General features: G+C 56.7%; 21 protein-coding genes. 7 read left to right on the top strand and 14 right to left on the bottom strand.

Annotation, left to right across the window (positions count from 1 at the left end):
- Positions 1–127: 127 nt before the first annotated feature.
- From G5182_RS14090 to dolP, 4 genes are read left to right on the top strand one after another with little or no spacing between them, the layout of a single operon-like run.
- On the top strand, positions 128–1,915 hold the full coding sequence (locus G5182_RS14090) for a penicillin-binding protein activator (protein ID WP_421231508.1): 1,788 nt from the start codon (positions 128–130) through the stop codon (positions 1,913–1,915).
- The gene (locus tag G5182_RS14085; protein WP_321537290.1) at positions 1,857–2,228 is read left to right on the top strand and encodes a YraN family protein; all 372 of its coding nucleotides are present in this window, start codon (positions 1,857–1,859) and stop codon (positions 2,226–2,228) included. The genes G5182_RS14090 and G5182_RS14085 overlap by 59 nt, the downstream gene beginning before the upstream one ends.
- A 9-nt stretch (positions 2,229–2,237) precedes the next feature.
- The gene (locus G5182_RS14080) at positions 2,238–2,828 is read left to right on the top strand and encodes a D-sedoheptulose-7-phosphate isomerase (RefSeq protein ID WP_005341724.1); all 591 of its coding nucleotides are present in this window, start codon (positions 2,238–2,240) and stop codon (positions 2,826–2,828) included.
- A 4-nt stretch (positions 2,829–2,832) separates the two neighbouring features.
- A complete protein-coding gene (gene dolP / locus G5182_RS14075; protein WP_227341815.1) occupies positions 2,833–3,411 on the top strand; it encodes a division/outer membrane stress-associated lipid-binding lipoprotein in 579 nt (192 codons plus the stop codon).
- 42 nt (positions 3,412–3,453) lie between these two features.
- Here the strand turns inward: dolP and G5182_RS14070 are convergent, their stop codons facing one another.
- The 8 genes from G5182_RS14070 to zapE all read right to left on the bottom strand — a co-directional run bounded on the left by G5182_RS14070 (position 3,454) and on the right by zapE (position 9,627).
- The gene (locus G5182_RS14070) at positions 3,454–3,879 is read right to left on the bottom strand and encodes a ClpXP protease specificity-enhancing factor (protein ID WP_041234002.1); all 426 of its coding nucleotides are present in this window, start codon (positions 3,877–3,879) and stop codon (positions 3,454–3,456) included.
- Positions 3,876–4,505 (bottom strand): stringent starvation protein SspA, encoded by a 630-nt coding sequence (gene sspA / locus G5182_RS14065; RefSeq protein WP_005336279.1) that lies wholly within the window; start codon positions 4,503–4,505, stop codon positions 3,876–3,878. The genes G5182_RS14070 and sspA overlap by 4 nt, the downstream gene beginning before the upstream one ends.
- 87 nt (positions 4,506–4,592) lie before the next feature.
- A complete protein-coding gene (locus G5182_RS14060) occupies positions 4,593–5,327 on the bottom strand; it encodes a cytochrome c1 (protein ID WP_201938939.1) in 735 nt (244 codons plus the stop codon).
- Positions 5,324–6,541: a cytochrome b gene (locus G5182_RS14055; RefSeq protein WP_005341735.1), complete on the bottom strand. Its 1,218-nt coding sequence runs from the start codon at positions 6,539–6,541 to the stop codon at positions 5,324–5,326. Before G5182_RS14055 ends, G5182_RS14060 begins: the two co-directional genes overlap by 4 nt.
- A gap of 2 nt (positions 6,542–6,543) precedes the next feature.
- Positions 6,544–7,134, bottom strand: coding sequence for a ubiquinol-cytochrome c reductase iron-sulfur subunit (gene petA / locus G5182_RS14050; protein ID WP_216952217.1), 591 nt, complete (start codon positions 7,132–7,134; stop codon positions 6,544–6,546).
- Between the two features lie 295 nt (positions 7,135–7,429).
- On the bottom strand, positions 7,430–7,822 hold the full coding sequence (gene rpsI, locus G5182_RS14045; protein ID WP_005336286.1) for a 30S ribosomal protein S9: 393 nt from the start codon (positions 7,820–7,822) through the stop codon (positions 7,430–7,432).
- Positions 7,823–7,837: 15 nt separating this feature from the next.
- Positions 7,838–8,266 carry a 50S ribosomal protein L13 gene (gene rplM, locus G5182_RS14040; RefSeq protein ID WP_005341737.1) on the bottom strand — a complete coding sequence of 143 codons (429 nt, stop codon included), beginning with the start codon at positions 8,264–8,266 and terminating at the stop codon, positions 7,838–7,840.
- Positions 8,267–8,532: 266 nt separating this feature from the next.
- Positions 8,533–9,627, bottom strand: a complete 1,095-nt coding sequence (gene zapE, locus G5182_RS14035; protein ID WP_421254445.1) for a cell division protein ZapE — start codon at positions 9,625–9,627, stop codon at positions 8,533–8,535.
- A 140-nt stretch (positions 9,628–9,767) separates the two neighbouring features.
- On the opposite strand from zapE, the gene G5182_RS14030 reads away from it, so the two are divergent.
- From G5182_RS14030 to degS, 3 genes are all read left to right on the top strand, one after another.
- The gene (locus tag G5182_RS14030; RefSeq protein WP_216952219.1) at positions 9,768–10,148 is read left to right on the top strand and encodes a YhcB family protein; all 381 of its coding nucleotides are present in this window, start codon (positions 9,768–9,770) and stop codon (positions 10,146–10,148) included.
- Between the two features lie 81 nt (positions 10,149–10,229).
- Positions 10,230–11,591, top strand: a complete 1,362-nt coding sequence (locus G5182_RS14025; RefSeq protein WP_216952220.1) for a Do family serine endopeptidase — start codon at positions 10,230–10,232, stop codon at positions 11,589–11,591.
- Between the two features lie 109 nt (positions 11,592–11,700).
- Positions 11,701–12,825 carry an outer membrane-stress sensor serine endopeptidase DegS gene (degS, locus tag G5182_RS14020; protein WP_266134915.1) on the top strand — a complete coding sequence of 375 codons (1,125 nt, stop codon included), beginning with the start codon at positions 11,701–11,703 and terminating at the stop codon, positions 12,823–12,825.
- Positions 12,826–12,971: 146 nt separating this feature from the next.
- Here the strand turns inward: degS and npr are convergent, their stop codons facing one another.
- The 6 genes from npr to lptB form a co-directional block, all read right to left on the bottom strand.
- Positions 12,972–13,244, bottom strand: coding sequence for a PTS phosphocarrier protein NPr (gene npr / locus G5182_RS14015; protein ID WP_005336318.1), 273 nt, complete (start codon positions 13,242–13,244; stop codon positions 12,972–12,974).
- 20 nt (positions 13,245–13,264) lie between these two features.
- Positions 13,265–14,131, bottom strand: a complete 867-nt coding sequence (rapZ, locus tag G5182_RS14010; protein ID WP_040068818.1) for an RNase adapter RapZ — start codon at positions 14,129–14,131, stop codon at positions 13,265–13,267.
- A gap of 45 nt (positions 14,132–14,176) precedes the next feature.
- Positions 14,177–14,623: a PTS IIA-like nitrogen regulatory protein PtsN gene (ptsN, locus tag G5182_RS14005; RefSeq protein WP_005336322.1), complete on the bottom strand. Its 447-nt coding sequence runs from the start codon at positions 14,621–14,623 to the stop codon at positions 14,177–14,179.
- Between the two features lie 2 nt (positions 14,624–14,625).
- Positions 14,626–14,913, bottom strand: a complete 288-nt coding sequence (gene hpf, locus G5182_RS14000) for a ribosome hibernation promoting factor (protein ID WP_005336323.1) — start codon at positions 14,911–14,913, stop codon at positions 14,626–14,628.
- A gap of 20 nt (positions 14,914–14,933) precedes the next feature.
- On the bottom strand, positions 14,934–16,373 hold the full coding sequence (locus G5182_RS13995; RefSeq protein WP_005336331.1) for an RNA polymerase factor sigma-54: 1,440 nt from the start codon (positions 16,371–16,373) through the stop codon (positions 14,934–14,936).
- Positions 16,374–16,438: 65 nt separating this feature from the next.
- Entirely contained in the window at positions 16,439–17,164 is a 726-nt protein-coding gene (gene lptB / locus G5182_RS13990; RefSeq protein ID WP_005336333.1) for an LPS export ABC transporter ATP-binding protein, read from the bottom strand.
- Positions 17,165–17,167 lie beyond the last annotated feature (3 nt).

Here is a 17,167-nt window from a genome sequence, read left to right as displayed (position 1 = left end):
TCGGGGAATGAACTTGAACCGGGTTACAAAGCAGCTAAGTGTATCACGACTCTTCGGCATCATACTCGCGGCAGTACTGCTCGCAGCCTGTGCGTCGGAGCCCAATCAACCGTCAGGGCAGTCAGGCATGCCCTCTGCGTTTTCCAATCTGACCAAGAATGCCCAGTGGTATCTTGAGCAGGTGGACCCCGCCAAGCCGGCCGAAGCCTTTACCTGGCAAATGCTGGCGGCACGCAGCTATCTGGCACTGGGCCAGACCAAACCAGCCTCGGCACTGTTCCAGCAATTGCAGAAGCAGGCCAAGGACCCCGCCCAGAAGGCGCAGTTGCAACTGCTGCAAGCCCATCTGTTGCTGGCGCAAGGCCACGCCAATCAGGCGCTGATCCTGCTGGAAGGCAAACCCGAGGTGCTGCTGGATGCCGATACCCAAAAGGATTGGTATCGCCAGCGCGTAGTGCTGCAACTCGACATCAACAACAAGTTTGGCGCAGCCAAGTCGTTGATTGCACTGGAGCCCTACCTCAATCAGAGCGAGCAGGCGACCAACCATCAGCAAATCTGGTCGTTGCTCAAAAGCATGACCCCCTCCACCCTGCAAGCGCTGGAAGAGGCTCCGGCCCCTGATGTGACCACCGGCTGGTTGCGACTGGCGGCACTGGTCAACGAGTTTGGCGCCCAACCGAACCTGCTGGCCCGCCAGCTGGCAGGCTGGAAGCGCGACTTCCCCAACCATCCAGCCCAGAAGGATATGCCGGCAGGATTGGGCGATCTGGCGGCCACTGCCAGCACCTCGGTGCAACAGATCGCCGTGCTGCTGCCCCTCTCCGGCAATCTGGAGCCGCAGGGCGCCGCCATCCGTAACGGTATGCTGATGTCTTATAAGGAAAATCAGGGGCAATTCACCCTGAACTTCTACGACACCCAGAGCAAGTCGACCGGCGACCTTTATAAGCAGGCGATTCAGGAAGGGGCAGACATGATCATCGGCCCGCTGCTGAAAGACCGGGTCGAGGAGCTGCTAAAGGCAAATCCGACCGTGCCGGTACTGGCGCTCAACGAGCTGGACAAGCCGATCGTCAACGACACCACCTACTACTTCTCCCTCTCTGCCGCCGCAGATGCCGCGCAGGCAGCCCAGTACCTCTACACCCAGGGCTACCGCAAACCGCTGCTGATCGCCGCTCAGGGGCGGATCGGTTACAGCAGTATCAAGGCGTTCGAGCAGAGCTGGGCCACCCTGAGCCAGGATAAGCCGGTGGTTGCCACCTTCGGTGCCCGCAACGAAGTACAGGGGATGGTCAAGAATGCCCTGAGCGGCCGCTCTACCGCCCGTGCTGGCGAAGTAGTGCAACTCTCTGATGCCGCACCGCGCAGCATCGATGCCGTTTATGTGGTGGCCAACAGCCTGGAAACCCGGATGATCAAGCCCTACGTGGATGTCTCGGTCAATCCGATGGGCAGCCTGCCCATCTACACCAGCTCCCGCGGCTACGACAGCGCAGCCACCGAGGTCGCCTCCGAGCTCAACGGCATGCATATCGCCGATATGCCGCTGCTGCTGGGCGGCTACGAGAAACAGCGCGAGCAGATCGCCCTGCTCTGGCCGCAGACCCAGGGTGACCTGCTGCGTCTGTTTGCCATGGGCTACGATGCCGTCAGCCTGGCTGAGAACCTGCAGCAGATGCGCAAGGTGGGTGGCATGCAGCAGGCCGGCATGAGTGGTCAGCTGAGCGTGGATGCCCAGGGCAATATCGTGCGGATGCTGAGCTGGGGTACTTACCAGAACGGCAAACTGGTCGACGAGAACGCCGTTCAGCAACTGGAGGAGCCCTCCAATGAAGGAACTATGGAAACGGATGCGCCAGCAGTTGCCGAGCCTGTTCCCCTCACCAACGAGCAAGGGACAGCACTTTGAACAAGTCGCTGAATGCTGGTTGCAGGCCCAGGGCCTGCAACCGGTAGCTCGCAACTACCGCTGTCGTGGCGGTGAAATAGATCTCATCATGCACCAGGGCCAGACCCTGGTGTTTGTTGAGGTGCGCTACCGGGCCACCGGCAGCCATGGCGGGGCCGCCAGCTCGGTCACCCATAGCAAACAGCGCAAGATCATGCTGGCAGCGCGCCACTATTTGAAGCAACATGCCATCAACGAGGCCAATCAGGCCTGCCGATTCGATGTGATTGCGTTCGAGGGTGACCAGCCAGCCTGGATCCAGAACGCATTTTAAGAGGACCCTATGACTGACCGCATCAAAGAGAACTACACCGAAAGCATCCAGACCAAAATAGCCGCCGCCGAGGCGCTGCCGGATGCCATCCATACTGCAGCCCAGATGATCACCATCTGCCTGCTCAATGGCCACAAGGTGCTGGCATGCGGTAACGGTCCTTCTGCCGCACTGGCGCAACTGTTCATCTCCGAGCTGGTCAACTGCTACGAGACCCAGCGCCCCTCTCTTCCCGGCATGGCTCTGACCCCGGACATGGCGACCATCAGCGCCATCGCCACCGACCATGGTTTTGAAGAGGTCTACGCCAAGCAGATCCGCGCGCTGGGCCAGCCTGGCGACATTCTGGTGGTCATCACCACCACGGGCAACAGCCGAAGCCTGATCAAGGCGGCCGAGGCAGCTCTCTCCCGCGACATGACCATAGTGGTGCTGAGCGGCGGCGACGGTGGCGAAATGGCTGGCTTGCTGGGGCCAAACGATGTGGAGATCCGAGTACCCTCTGCCCGCCGCCCCCGTATTCTTGAGGTCAACCTGTTGACCCTGCACTGTCTGTGTGATCTCATCGACCAGACTCTTTTCCCGCAACAGGAAGATTGAAACCATGAACAAGCAGATACTCATCCTTGGCCTGCTAGCCAGCGCCTTGCTATTGCAGGGCTGTGCTGCCGTGGTGGTTGGCGGAGCAGCTGGTACCGCCAAGGTTTCTGGCGACCGCCGTACCATGAGCGCCCAGTGGGATGACCAGAGCATCGAGCTGAAAGCAGCCAATCTGCTGGCCGACAACAAACCGCTCAGCGCAGCCAGCAAGATCAGCGTCTACAGCAACAATGGCCGCGTGCTGCTGGTCGGTCAGACACCTTCTGACGTTTACAAGCTGGAAGCAGGCAAGATTGTTGGCCGCATCGAGGGGGTCCGCCACGTCTACAACGAGTTACGCCTTGGTCAGCCAGTCAGCCTGACCACACGCAGCAATGACACCTGGCTCACCTCCAAGGTGAAAGCCGACATGTTCGGCACCAAAAACTTCGATAGCGCCAAGGTCAAGGTGGTCACCGAAAACGGCGAAGTATTCCTGATTGGTCTTGTCACCCGTCAGGAGGGAGAGCAGGCGGTCAACATCGCTCGCCACGTTAGCGGTGTGAAGCGAGTCATCAAGGCATTCGAATACGCCCAGAACTGATAATTACGGATATGAAAAACGCAGCCAATTGGCTGCGTTTTTTTATTTGATGACTTTCAGGGTCGGACGACCGCTTGGACGCGGCGGTTCCGGCTCTGGCTCCACCGGTGCTTCGGCCTGCTCCAGCCAGATATCGTAACCAGGCTCGGGGGGGAACAGGGTTCCCACGCCGTTCTCCCTAGCATGGATAGCCAGCACGGCCGCCATCGGGATATAGACCTGTTGGGATACCCCGCCAAAGCGGGCGCTGAAGCTGATTGCCTCATTATCCATGTGAAATTGCATCACGGCACGGGGCGCGATATTCAGCACAATCTGCCCGTCCTGAGCAAACTGCATCGGCACCATCACATGGGGAATGTTGACGTTGACCACCAGATGGGGAGTCAGATCGTTATCCAGCAACCAGTCAAAGAACGCCCGTAACAGGTACGGGCGACTCGGCGTCATTGTCGGTTCCATGCTCATACGCCAGCACGGATCTCGCGTTCGGCTTCGGTCAGGGATGCCTGGAAGGACTCACGCTCGAACAGACGAACCATGTAGGCCTTCAGCTCTTTGGCGCCACGACCGGTCAAGTCGATACCCAGGCTCGGCAGACGCCACAACAACGGAGCCATATAGCAATCTACCAGACCAAACTCTTCGCTCATGAAATAGGGCATTTCACCGAAGATCGGTGCAATGGCGAGCAAGTTGTCACGCAGTTCGTTGCGTGCTGCTTCTGCATCGGTACCGGCCATGATCTTGTCAGCCAGGGAATACCAGTCCAGCTCGATGCGGTGCATCATCAGGCGGCTGTTACCACGCGCAACCGGATAAACAGGCATCAGGGGTGGATGCGGGAAGCGTTCGTCCAGATACTCCATGATGATGCGTGAGGTGTAGAGTGCCAGCTCACGATCAACCAGGGTCGGTACAGAGTTGTACGGGTTCAGCTCGGCCAGCTCATCCGGCAGATTGGCTGGGTCAACCTGACAGATATCCACACTAACACCCTTCTCCGCCAGGACAATACGCACCTGATGGCTGAACATATCGTTGGCACCGGAAAACAGCGTCATTACCGAACGCTTATTGGCAGCTACAGCCATTGAACCCTCCCGTCATAAAAAAGCAGAAACGGCAATGAAGCATCTTGGTCTTCATTGCCGTGCATTATATTACCCGGATCTGGTCGCTTAGTGAACGTCGCGCCAGAATTCCTTCTTCAACAGCACAGTGAAGATGAAGAAGATCACGATGAAACCAAGCACCCAGAAGCCCATGCGTTCACGCTCCTGTTGTACCGGTTCAGCCGAGTAGACCAAGAAGTTTACCAGATCCAGTACCGTCTTATCATACTCTTCGTCATCCATTTCACCGTTGCCGTCAGATTTGATGCTGACAACCTGCTGGGTCTCGACGCCATCGACCATGTGAGTCGCGAACTCGGCACGGGGAGTCCCCTGCAGCGGCTCCAGCACATGGGGCATGCCCACTGACGGGAACACCACGTTATTCACACCAAACGGACGGGTCGGATCCACGTAAAAAGAACGCAGATAAGTGTAAATCCAGTCCGCACCACGTACTCGGGCTACCAGAGTCAGGTCGGGAGGCGGCGCACCAAACCACTTAGCGGCATCCTTCTCGGACATGGCACTCTTCATCAGATCACCCACTTTGGCATCGGTGAAAATGAGGTTCTCCTTCATCAGATCCTCAGGGATCTCCAGATCGGCAGCAACCCGGTTGTAACGTTGGTACTGGGTAGAGTGGCAGCCGGCACAATAATTCATGAAGGTGGCCGCTCCGCGTTGCAGGGATGCCTTGTCACTCAGATCGTAATTGGCCTTGTCCAGTGCAACCGCACCTCCAGCGGCAAACACCAGAGAGGGCAGCAGGGTCAGCACTGCAAATATTATTTTTTTCATTTAAATGTCACCCTCTCCGGCAGCGGCTTGGTGCGTTCGTTTTTGCTGTAGAAGAACAACAGCACGAAGAAACCGAAATAACCCAAGGTACAGATCTGGGCAACCAGCGTCAGAGTCGGCGTCGACGGCAGTACACCCAGCACCCCCAGAATGATGAAGCAGACCACAAACTGGGCGATGTTCAGCTTGTGCAGCTTGCTGCGATAGCGTACTGAACGCACCTTGCAGCGATCCAGCCAGGGCAGCAGGAACAACACCACAATAGAGAGGCCCATCATGATGACGCCAAGCAGCTTGTCAGGTACCGCACGCAGAATCGCGTAGAAGGGGGTGAAGTACCACACAGGCGCGATGTGAGCCGGAGTCTTCAGGCCGTTGGCCACTTCAAAGTTCGGCTTCTCGAGGAAGTAACCCCACATATCCGGCTTGAAGAAGATGATGGCGCAGAAGAAGAACAGGAAGCCGGCCACACCGATCATATCCTTGACGGTGAAGTAAGGGTGGAACGCCACCGCATCCAGCGGCCAGCCGTTCTCGTCCTTGTGCTTCTTGATATCGATGCCATCCGGGTTGTTGGAGCCGACTTCGTGCAGCGCCAGGATATGCATGGCAACCAGCATCACCAAAACCAGCGGCAACGCGATGACGTGCAGCGCGAAGAAGCGGTTCAGGGTCGCACCAGAGATAACGTAGTCACCACGGATCCACAGGGTAAGATCGTCACCGATGACCGGAATGGCACCAAACAGCGAGATGATGACCTGGGCCCCCCAGAATGACATCTGTCCCCAGGGCAGCAAGTAGCCCATAAAGGCTTCCGCCATCAGCACCAGGAAGATCAGCATGCCGAAAATCCACAGCAGCTCGCGCGGCTTCTGGTAAGAGCCGTAAATCATACCTCGGAACATGTGCAGGTAGACCACCACGAAGAAGGCAGAGGCACCGGTAGAGTGCATGTAACGTAGCAGCCAGCCATACTCCACATCCCGCATGATGTACTCGACGGAGGCAAACGCACCTTCCGCAGAGGGGTTGTAGTTCATGGTCAGCCAGATGCCGGTGATGATCTGGTTAACCAGCACCAACATGGCCAGCGAACCGAAGAAATACCAGAAGTTCAGGTTCTTCGGAGCCGGATACTTGGCCATGTGGTCGTTGTACATGGCCGTAAGCGGAAAGCGATCGTCAATCCAGCCCATCAGTTTGCTCAACATGATCAGGCCTCCTTGCCATCGGCACCGACCAGAATGGTGGTGTCGTTAATGAATTGATACGGCGGAATAACCAGGTTCAGTGGTGCAGGCACCCCCTGGAACACACGGCCAGCCATATCGAACTTGGAGCCATGACACGGGCAGAAGAATCCGGACGCAACCCCCTGCACCTGCTCACCAAAACTGTCAGGCAGATAAGAAGGTGAACACCCGAGATGGGTGCAGATACCGACCGCGACAAAAATTTCGGGCTTGATCGATCTGTACCCGTTATGGGCATAGTCAGGCTGCTGCGGCTCTTCTGATGAGGGATCCCGCAACTTGTCATCATGTGCTGCCAGGGCATCCAGCGTCTGCTTGGTGCGTTTCACCACCCAGACGGGTTTGCCACGCCACTCGACACGGATGAGCTGACCCGGTTCCAACTTACTGATATCGACTTCAACCGGTGCACCGGCTGCTTTGGCCTTGGCACTCGGATTCCATGACTTTATAAACGGCACTGCGGTAAACGCAGCTCCTACCCCACCAACGGCAACCGTTGACCAGGTAAGAAATCTGCGGCGACCGGTATCAACTGGCGCATTGCTCATCCAAAAACTCTCCCATGTGGACTCCGCACATTCTTATAGTGTCCCTGTTCCCCATTTTTCCCGTGACAACAGCGGCGGAAGCTGGATTTACAATTGCCACAGAAAACAGGGGAAATTTTAAAGAAAAGATAACAACTTGACAAGAAAGAGCGGTGAGCAATAAAAACAATAAAGAAACAATTTTTTGTCTTTTGTGACGCGTGGTTAGCATTGATGTCGGTAATATTACTAATAAAAAAAGCCTGGCGGTTGCCAGGCTTTTTTGACACTCGAAAGAGTGAGCACCGAAAGCGAATTAACGCTTGGAGTACTGCGGACGCTTACGAGCTTTGTGCAGACCGACTTTCTTACGCTCAACCTTACGGGCATCGCGAGTAACAAAGCCTGCTTTACGCAGTTCGGAACGCAGGGTTTCATCGTACTGCATCAGAGCACGAGTGATACCGTGGCGGATCGCACCAGCTTGACCGGAGATGCCACCACCGTTAACGGTGATGTACAGATCCAGTTTCTCGGTCATCTCAACCAGTTCCAGCGGCTGACGAACTACCATGCGGGCAGTCGGACGACCGAAGTACTGCTCCAGGGAGCGCTGGTTGATTACGATCTTACCGCTACCCGCTTTGATAAATACGCGAGCAGTGGAGCTTTTGCGACGGCCGGTACCGTAGTATTGATTTTCTGCCATGTTGCCAGTTCCCGATTAGATATCCAGTACTTGAGGTTGCTGAGCAGCGTGAGCGTGCTCGGCGCCTGCGTAAACTTTCAGTTTACGGAACATGGCACGGCCCAGAGGACCTTTCGGCAGCATGCCTTTAACAGCAGCTTCGATTACCATTTCCGGTTTACGCTGAATCAGCTTGTCGAAGCTGATTGACTTGATACCACCCGGGAAACCGGAGTGAGCGTGGTACATTTTGTCGGTAGTTTTCTTACCGGTAACACGTACCTTCTCAGCGTTTACAACGATGATGTAATCACCGGTGTCAACGTGCGGAGTGTATTCAGCTTTGTGCTTACCACGCAGACGAGCAGCGATCTCGGTTGCGATACGACCCAGAGTTTTACCTTCTGCGTCCACAATGTACCAGTCACGTTTTACGGTTTCTGGCTTGGCAACGAAAGTTTTCATTAAGTTAAACCCAATTACCTGTTACAGACCCAATTGTTTATGGGGGCTCTCCCACAAACAACAAACGATGGCCTACCTGTACCCCTTCGAATACAAGTAAAGCTTAAAGTGTTGCTGTCTTATCGACAGCTGTAACGTGGGCCGAGCGATTATAAGTGAAGTTGCCTTAAATATCACCTGCTAATTTCACTGCCATGAAGCTAGCAAATGTCGCCCGGCCCTACCTGCCGCAGATGCCCATCCGACTGGCAGGCGCGGTATTGTGACTAAGGAAGGTGCACTCTGGCAAGGTATTCGTGCGATTGCATTTCCTGAAGCCGTGAAAGACAGCGTTTGAATTCGAAATTCAGCAGCCCTTCACCGTAGAGTTCTGCCATGGGAACCGCCGCCGACATGATGAGCTTGACGTGCCGTTCATAAAACTCATCGACCATGGCAATGAAGCGGCGAGCCGCGTCATCCGTGCCTGTGCCCATTGGCTGCACATTGGCCAGCAGAACAGTATGGAACAGTCTGGCCAGCTCGATATAGTCGTTCTGGGAGCGGGGAGTACAGCAAAGTTGCTCAAATTCCATATAGAGCACCCCTTCCCCCATTCCGAGCGACGTCAGCTGACGATGATTGACCTCGAACGTCCCCTCGCAAGCCGTGTGCCCACCGGTTAATTGCTGAAAATAGCGGTCAAGATTGGCTTTTGCCTGCAAGTCCAGCGGGCAGTGATAAACCTCCGCTTGTTCCAGCGTACGCAGGCGATAGTCGATACCGCCATCTACGTTAAGTACCTCGCAATGACGCTCGATCAGCTCGATAGCTGGCAGAAAACGGGCTCGCTGCAGCCCGTTGCGATAAAGATCCTGCGGCGGAATATTTGAAGTGGCGACCAGCACAACACCGTGACCAAACAGCTCCTGAAACAGCGTGCCCAGCAACATGGCATCGGTGATGTCGGAGACAAAAAATTCGTCGAAACAGATGATGTCTGTCTCGCTGGCAAGCTTGCTGGCCACCAGTTTGAGGGGATCGGACTGCCCGCTCAACCCCTGCAATTCATCGTGAATGCGGTGCATGAAACGGTGGAAATGGCTGCGCATCTTGCGCGTCCCCGGCAGGCTGTCGAAAAAGGTATCCATCAGCCAGGTCTTGCCTCGGCCCACTCCGCCCCACATATAGATACCGAGGACGGGCTCCGGCTGCTTGGGCTTTTGCAGCCAACCCAGCAACCCTCGAGATCTGGTCGGAGTCGGGCGCCGTAGCAAATCCTGATACAGTCGCTCCAGCCTGCTAATGGCCATCCCCTGCGCGGGGTCGGCCACAAAGCCGGGGCGCAGCAGATCCTGCTGGTATTTTTGCTGCGGTGTCATCCTTGAGCGCCTCTCCAAGTCCCTGAATCGAGGACAAAATGGTATCACGGCCTCAGGACGCACGGTATAGTGCCATCAAGGCATGGCGGTTATGACGGCCGCATAAACCCACTCTGTTTTAGCTGTAACAAGGAGCATCTATGAGTCTGTTAACTGGGATCCTGCTGGCTGTCGCGGCCTTGATTATCGGTATCGTTCTCGGCCGTTTTTCGGTACGCAGCCGCGATGCCGGCCGTCTGGAACAGGAACTGAAAAAGGCCCACAAGGAGCTTGAAAGCTATCAGGGCCAAATCAATACCCACTTCGCCGACAGCGCCGCGCTGATGGAGCAACTGGCCGAGCAGTATCAGACCCTCTATCGCCACATGGCCGAGCAGAGCAAATTCCTGGCCAAGGCACAGGAACCGCTGTTCCGTGAATCATTGGTAGAAGAAGCCCCAACCAAAGAAGCAGATGAGCCGGGCGTCCCGCCTCGCGACTATGCCGGCGCCTCTTCCGGACTGCTCAAACAACCAAATTAGTTCCTCGCGGAACTAATTGGCCAGCCCTGTGGTCTGACCTTGACGATTGCAATGCAACTTTTTCTGGGAGCTGTTTTTCATATGCGTAAACCTCTTTCCATGCTCAGTGTGCTAGCCCTCAGCGTCGGTATCGCCATGTCTGCGGCCCCTGCTCAGGCCGCACTGCCTTCCCTGTTAGGCTCTAATCAGGAGATGCCAAGTCTGGCCCCCGTTCTCGAACAGGTCACTCCTGCCGTAGTTAATATCTCTGTCTCCGGCAAGAAGATCACCCGCCAGCGTCTGCCGGAACAATTCCGTTTCTTCTTCGGTCCCAATATGCCCGATGAACAGGTGAGCGAGCAGCCGTTCCAGGCACTCGGCTCCGGTGTCATCGTCGATGCCAAGAAGGGTTACGTGATCACCAACGCCCACGTGGTTCACGAGGCGGACGAGATCAAGGTCACTCTGAAGGATGGTCGTGAATATGCGGCCAAGAAGATCGGTGAAGATAAGCAGTCCGACATCGCCCTGCTGCAAATCAAGGCCGAGGATCTGGTGCAGATCAAGTTCGCCGACTCCGACGAGCTGCGGGTGGGTGACTATGCGTTGGCAATCGGCAACCCGTTTGGTCTGGGTCAGACCGTCACATCAGGTATCGTCAGCGCGCTCGGTCGCAGTGGCCTCAACATCGAGAATCTGGAAAACTTCATCCAGACCGATGCGGCCATCAACTCAGGTAACTCGGGCGGTGCCCTGCTCAATCTGCGTGGCGAGCTGATCGGTATCAACACCGCGATTCTGGGCCCGAACGGCGGCAACATCGGCATCGGCTTTGCCATCCCCTCCAACATGGTGCGGGATCTGACCGAGCAGATCGTCAAGTACGGTGAAGTGCGTCGCGGTCAGCTGGGCATTACCGGTACCGAACTCACCTCAGACATCGCCAAGACCTTCGGCTACAACAAGAAGGATGGCGCCTTCGTCAACCAGGTCATGCCTGACTCCGCCGCAGACAAGGCGGGCATCAAGGCGGGCGATATCATCGTCAGCATCGATGGCAAGCCGGTTCGCTCCTTCGGCGAGCTACGTGCCAAGATCGCCACCATGGGCGCTGGCAAGCAGGTCGAGCTGGGACTGATCCGCGATGGCAAGTCACAAACGGCCAAAGTGACCCTGAAGCAGGCCGATGACAGCGAAGTGCGCGCCAGCGCGCTGCATCCGGCACTGGAAGGGGCCAAGCTGAGCACCACTACCGATCCGGTCTCCGGCGTCGCCGTGGCCGACATTGATCCCCGTTCTCCGGCAGCCGCTTCCGGCCTGCAGAAGGGGGACATCATCATCGGGGTCAACCGTCTGCGCATCAACACCTTGGGCGAGCTGAGCAAGGCGCTCAAGAACAAGCCTGACGTACTGGCGCTCAATATCCAGCGCGGCGACTCCTCGCTCTATCTGGTGATCCGCTAACCCCCTGATGGTTCAACAACCTCTCTATCACCCGCGGCCTTCGCCGCGGGTGATTTTTATCCATCGATAGTGTTATTCTCTGCCCGCAGCCTGTACGGATGAGAATGACATGAAAATTTCCCCTTTAGTCAGTTACTTGGGCAAGTCTGTCGGTTTCGGTTTGACCGTCGCGGTGCTGCTGTTGCTGCTGTTTCCCAATTTTCGCGGTGGCGCCCAACTCCCGGGGCTCATCACCAATGCCCGAGAACTGAGTTTCTCCTATGCCGCTCATCGGGCCGGCCCCGCCGTCGTCAACATCTACACCCGCAGCTTTGCTCCCAACCAGGGCAATCAGGGGGAACTGCGTCCACAAGGACTGGGCTCCGGCGTCATCATGACCCAGCGCGGCTACGTGCTGACCAACTACCACGTCATCGCTGACGCCGACCAGATCATCGTAGCCCTGCAGGATGGCCGGGTTTTCAGTGCCGAGCTGGTCGGCACAGACCCGCTTACCGACCTTGCCGTGCTCTATATCGAGTCAGATAACCTGCCGGTAATCCCGCAAGATCCGGAGCGGTTGCCAGAAGTGGGCGATGTAGTACTCGCCATCGGCAATCCCTACAACGTCGGCCAGACCATCACCCAGGGCATCATCAGCGCGACTGGCCGCACCGGTCTCTCCAGCATGGGGCCGGACAGCAATGGCCGGCAGGATCTGCTGCAGACCGATGCCGCCATCAACGAGGGCAACTCGGGTGGCGCGCTGGTCAACGGCCGTGGCGATCTGGTGGGCATCAACACCGCCACTTATCACCTCAACGGCAATCAGGAGAGCTACGGCATCAGCTTTGCCATCCCCTACCGGCTGGCGAAGCGGATCATGGATGAGCTGATCACCAATGGCAGGGTCATTCGCGGCTACCTTGGGATATCCAGCGTCGAGATCAACCCGATAATCGCGCGGATGATGAATCTCGGCGATCTGCGTGGTCTGGTAGTGAAGAGTCTGGATCCCTACGGTCCAGCAGCCAAAGGCGGTCTGCAACGAGGGGATGTGCTGCTCAAGATCAACGGCGAAGCCATCAGCGGTCCCAGAGCCGCCTTGGACAAGATCGCCGAGAGCCGCCCCGGCACCAAGCTGACCATATCGGTGTTACGCTCCGGCAAGCCGCTGGAAGTGGTGGTCACCATTGAAGAGGATGTGCGCTATCAGAACCGGGCTGGAGTCAGCAATGTCTCATCGGCCAGCTAACGCGGCAAAGGTCTATTGCATCAGCCTGCAGCCTGTTAGGCTGCGCCTAACTCTCATTTCTCCATGGAACTACATAGTCAGCCATGTCATGCCGCAATAGCGCGACCGAATACAAGTGAAAGGAATAGAAGAAGAACGAGGAGTGACTACTCCTCATTAAAGCCAGAGGTGAACAGCTCCACCACGGCGGCCAGGGCCTCGACCTCTTCGGGGCCCTCAACCTGTACTTCCACCTGCCGCCCTTGCGCGGAATCCAGCATCAGCAGGCCGATGATGCTGTCAGCATCGGCCTCCACACCATCTTCATTGCGCAGCAGCACGTGAGCATCGAAACCCTGCACCAACTCGAACAGCATCATGGCAGGTCTGGCATGAATACCCAGCTTGTTTTTCACTTCAACCGAGGCGGAAACAGTCATCGGGTCGTCCTATTGGTCCGTCAAGATTGGGGGGCACTCTTGTCGAGAGTGCGGTGGCGGATCTGCACGTTCTTGCCAAGCAAACGGAATGCACTGGCCAGCCGCTCTGCAATAAAGACCGAGCGGTGCTGACCACCGGTGCAACCGATGCCGACCGTGAGGTAGCTGCGATTGTTGCGCTCCAGATGGGGCAACCAGGTCACCAGCATGTTCTCGATCTGCTGGGTAAACAGCATCACGTCAGCCTGCGCCGAGAGGTAGTTGGCGACCGGCTCATCCTTGCCAGTGAACGGCTTGAGCTCGGGGATCCAGTGAGGATTGGGCAGGAAGCGAGCATCGAACACGAAGTCGGCATCCTTGGGAATGCCGTACTTGAAGCCGAACGACTCGAACACCAGCACCAGCTCGTTCTCTTTCTTGCCGAGTACCCGGGTTTTGATGAGCTCGCTCAGGTCGTGAATGCTGAGGGTGGTGGTGTCGATACGCAGGTCAGCGGTCGAGGAGAGTGGCGCCAGCAGGTGGGTCTCCTCCCGAATCGCCTCATCCAGCGACAGCTTGTTGCGTGAGAGTGGGTGCAAACGGCGGCTCTCGCCATAGCGTTTGAGCAGGGTGCCGTTGTCGGCGTCGAAGAAGAAGCTGGAGAACTCTACCCGCCCCTCATTGCGCACCTGAGCCAGCAGATTTTCCAGTTTCTCCGGATCGCTCGGCAGGTTGCGCACGTCGATGCTGACCGCCAGCTTGTCGTACTGGCTCTCCACCGAGACAATCAGCTGGGGCAGCAAATTGACCGGCAGGTTATCCACACAGTAGTAACCCAGATCTTCCAGCACTCGCAGGGCTACCGTTTTACCGGAGCCCGAACGTCCACTTACCACGATTAACTGCATCTTGTTCCCTCACGCCAAAACGGGTGTCTCATCCTTGGCCTGCTGTCAGGCCGAGGTCATGATCTGATAGAGCTCTTCGTCGCTGGTTGCCTGACGCAACTGGCGGCAAACCGCCTTGTCACCCAGCTTGGAAGCCATCAGAGAAAGGGTCTTGAGATGCTGCTTGCACTCGCTTTCCGGCACCAGCAAGGCAAACAGCAGGTCAACCGGTTGATTGTCGATGGAGTCGAAAGGAATAGGGTCGGCAAAGGTCATCAGGATCGCGGTTGGCGGGAACTCATCGTCAATGCGACCGTGGGGGATCGCAATACCGGCACCGATCCCGGTACTACCCATTTTTTCACGGGCCAGCAAGCATTCAAACAGCGCCTGACGGGAGGTGCCAAGGCGTTCGGCGGCCAGCTCGCTGATGATTTCGAGGGCGCGTTTCTTGCTGGTACAAGGGACTGCACTCTTGGTGCAGTCCCGACTCAGTATGTGTTCAAGTTGCATGGTTATTTTTTATTTAACTTATCTTTGTGCTTGATGATCTGCCTGTCCAGCTTGTCGAGCAAGGTGTCTATCGCAGCATACATATCGGCATGTTCAGAGTTGGCAAACACTTCGCCACCGCTGACGTGCAATTTGGCTTCCGCTATCTGGTTCAGTTTTTCCACGCTAAGCACCACATGAACATTGTTGATGTGGTCGAAATGACGCTCGAGTTTGGCAAATTTGTTATTCACATAATCACGCAGAGCTTCGGTGATCTCGACATGGTGTCCGGTCAGGTTAATTTGCATAACATCATCCTTTTGTTTGCCTAAACCAGGCGTTTGCGCTGATTGGAAGGTGGGATAAACAAGGATTCGCGATACTTAGCGATCGTGCGTCTCGCCACCATAATACCCTGTTCGGCCAGCAAATCCGCGATCTTGCTATCACTTAACGGCTTGGCAGGATTCTCTGCCGTGACCAGCTTCTTGATGAGCGCGCGAATTGCGGTCGATGAGCACTCTCCTCCTCCTTCGGTGTTCACATGGCTGGAGAAAAAAAACTTCAATTCGAAGATACCACGGGGGGTATGCATGTACTTCTGGGTCGTCACCCGGGAGATGGTCGACTCATGCATCTCCACCGCTTCGGCGATGTCATTGAGCACCATCGGCTTCATCGCCTCTTCACCATACTCGAAAAAGCCCTGTTGCTGCTCGACAATGCAACTGGCCACTTTCAGCAGGGTGTCATTGCGACTTTCCAGGCTCTTGATGAACCACTTGGCTTCCTGCAAATGGGAGCGAATAAACTGGGTGTCGGTGCTGCTGCGGGCGTTGCGGGCCATGGCGGCATAAGTCTCGTTGACCCGGATGCGGGGGGCGGAGTCGGGATTGAGCTCGACCACCCACTTGCTGCCCTTCTTGACAACGGAGACGTCGGGGATCACGTACTGGGAGTCGCTCTGGATGATGCCATTGCCGGGGCGCGGCTCCAGCAGCTGGATCAAATCCAGCACCTCCTTGAGGTCGCTCTCCTTGAGTTTTGTCTTGCGGGCGAGGGTGCGGTAATCCCGGTTGCCGAGCAGCTCCATGTGCTCGAGGATCACCTCCTTGGCCTCGTTGAGCCAGGGGGTCTGCGGGTCATACTGATCCAGCTGGATCAGCAAACACTCCTGCACAGAACGGGCAGCAATACCGACCGGATCGAAGTGCTGCACCCGCTTGAGTACCGCCTCGACCTCATCGAGCTCCACCTCTACGTCATCGCTGGTGACGGCAGCCTGGATATCCTCCAGCGCAACGGTCAGATAACCTGATTCGTCGATGGCATCGATGATGGCGAGCGCGATGGCGGCATCCACATCGCTAAACGGTGTGAGTCGCATCTGCCACAGCAGATAATCCTGCAGGTTTTCGGTGGTTTCACCCTGATAGACGCTATCTTCCCCATCGTGGATGGGGCCCGCGCTCTGGGCGGTGCCGGCAGAGTAAACCTCGTCCCAGGTGGTATCCACCGGCAACTCATCCGGCATCTGCTCTTGGGCCATGGCATCGCTGGAATCCAGCTGGCTGGCATCGACCGGCGCTTCCGGACTGGTCTCTTGCGCCTCGCTCTCTTCCTGCTCCAGCAGAGGGTTGTTTTCGAGCGCTTGCTGAATTTCCTGCTGAAGTTCCAGAGTGGAGAGCTGGAGCAGACGAATCGCTTGTTGTAATTGCGGCGTCATGGTCAGGGACTGACCGAGACGCAACTGTAATGTCGGCTTCATCTACGTCGGGATATCCTTATGTTCAGCGAGGCACTCGTCAAAGGAAATGAAGGCATGCCCCCTTACTATAGACTGAATTGATCGCCCAAATAGACGCGCTTGACCTGCTCATCGGCAAGGATGTCAGCCGGTGCACCTTCGGCAATCATCTTGCCGTGGCTGACGATATAGGCCTTCTCACATACGTCCAGAGTCTCTCTGACGTTGTGGTCGGTAATCAAGACGCCAAGGCCTCTATCTTTCAGATGCTGAATGATCTTCTTGATGTCTATCACAGAAATCGGGTCAACCCCTGCAAAGGGTTCATCCAGCAGAATAAAACGCGGCTCGGCCGCCAGTGCACGGGCAATTTCGACCCGACGGCGTTCACCGCCGGAGAGGCTCTGACCCAGGTTGTCGCGAATGTGGGTGATGTTGAACTCTTCCAGCAGTTGCTGAACCTTGTCCTCACGCTCCTCGCGACTCAACCCCTTGCGGGTCTGCATCACTCCCATCAGGTTGTCGAACACCGACAGGCGACGGAAGATGGAGGCCTCCTGCGGCAGGTAACCGATGCCGTTACGCGCCCGCACATGCATGGGCTGCAGGCTGATGTCCTGATCGTCGATGGTGATGAGACCGGCATCGCGCTGTACCAGCCCCACGATCATGTAGAAGGAGGTGGTCTTGCCCGCCCCGTTGGGGCCGAGCAGGCCGACAATCTGGCCGGTGCCCACTTCAAGGCTGACGTCACTCACCACCATGCGGCGCTTGTAGCTCTTCTGCAGACCCACTGCTTTCAACACTGCCATGGC

The sequence above is a fragment of the Aeromonas sp. 600948 genome, assembly GCF_049174875.1.
GTDB lineage: Bacteria > Pseudomonadota > Gammaproteobacteria > Enterobacterales > Aeromonadaceae > Aeromonas > Aeromonas veronii_A.
This window is presented reverse-complemented; position numbering and strand designations above follow the sequence as displayed.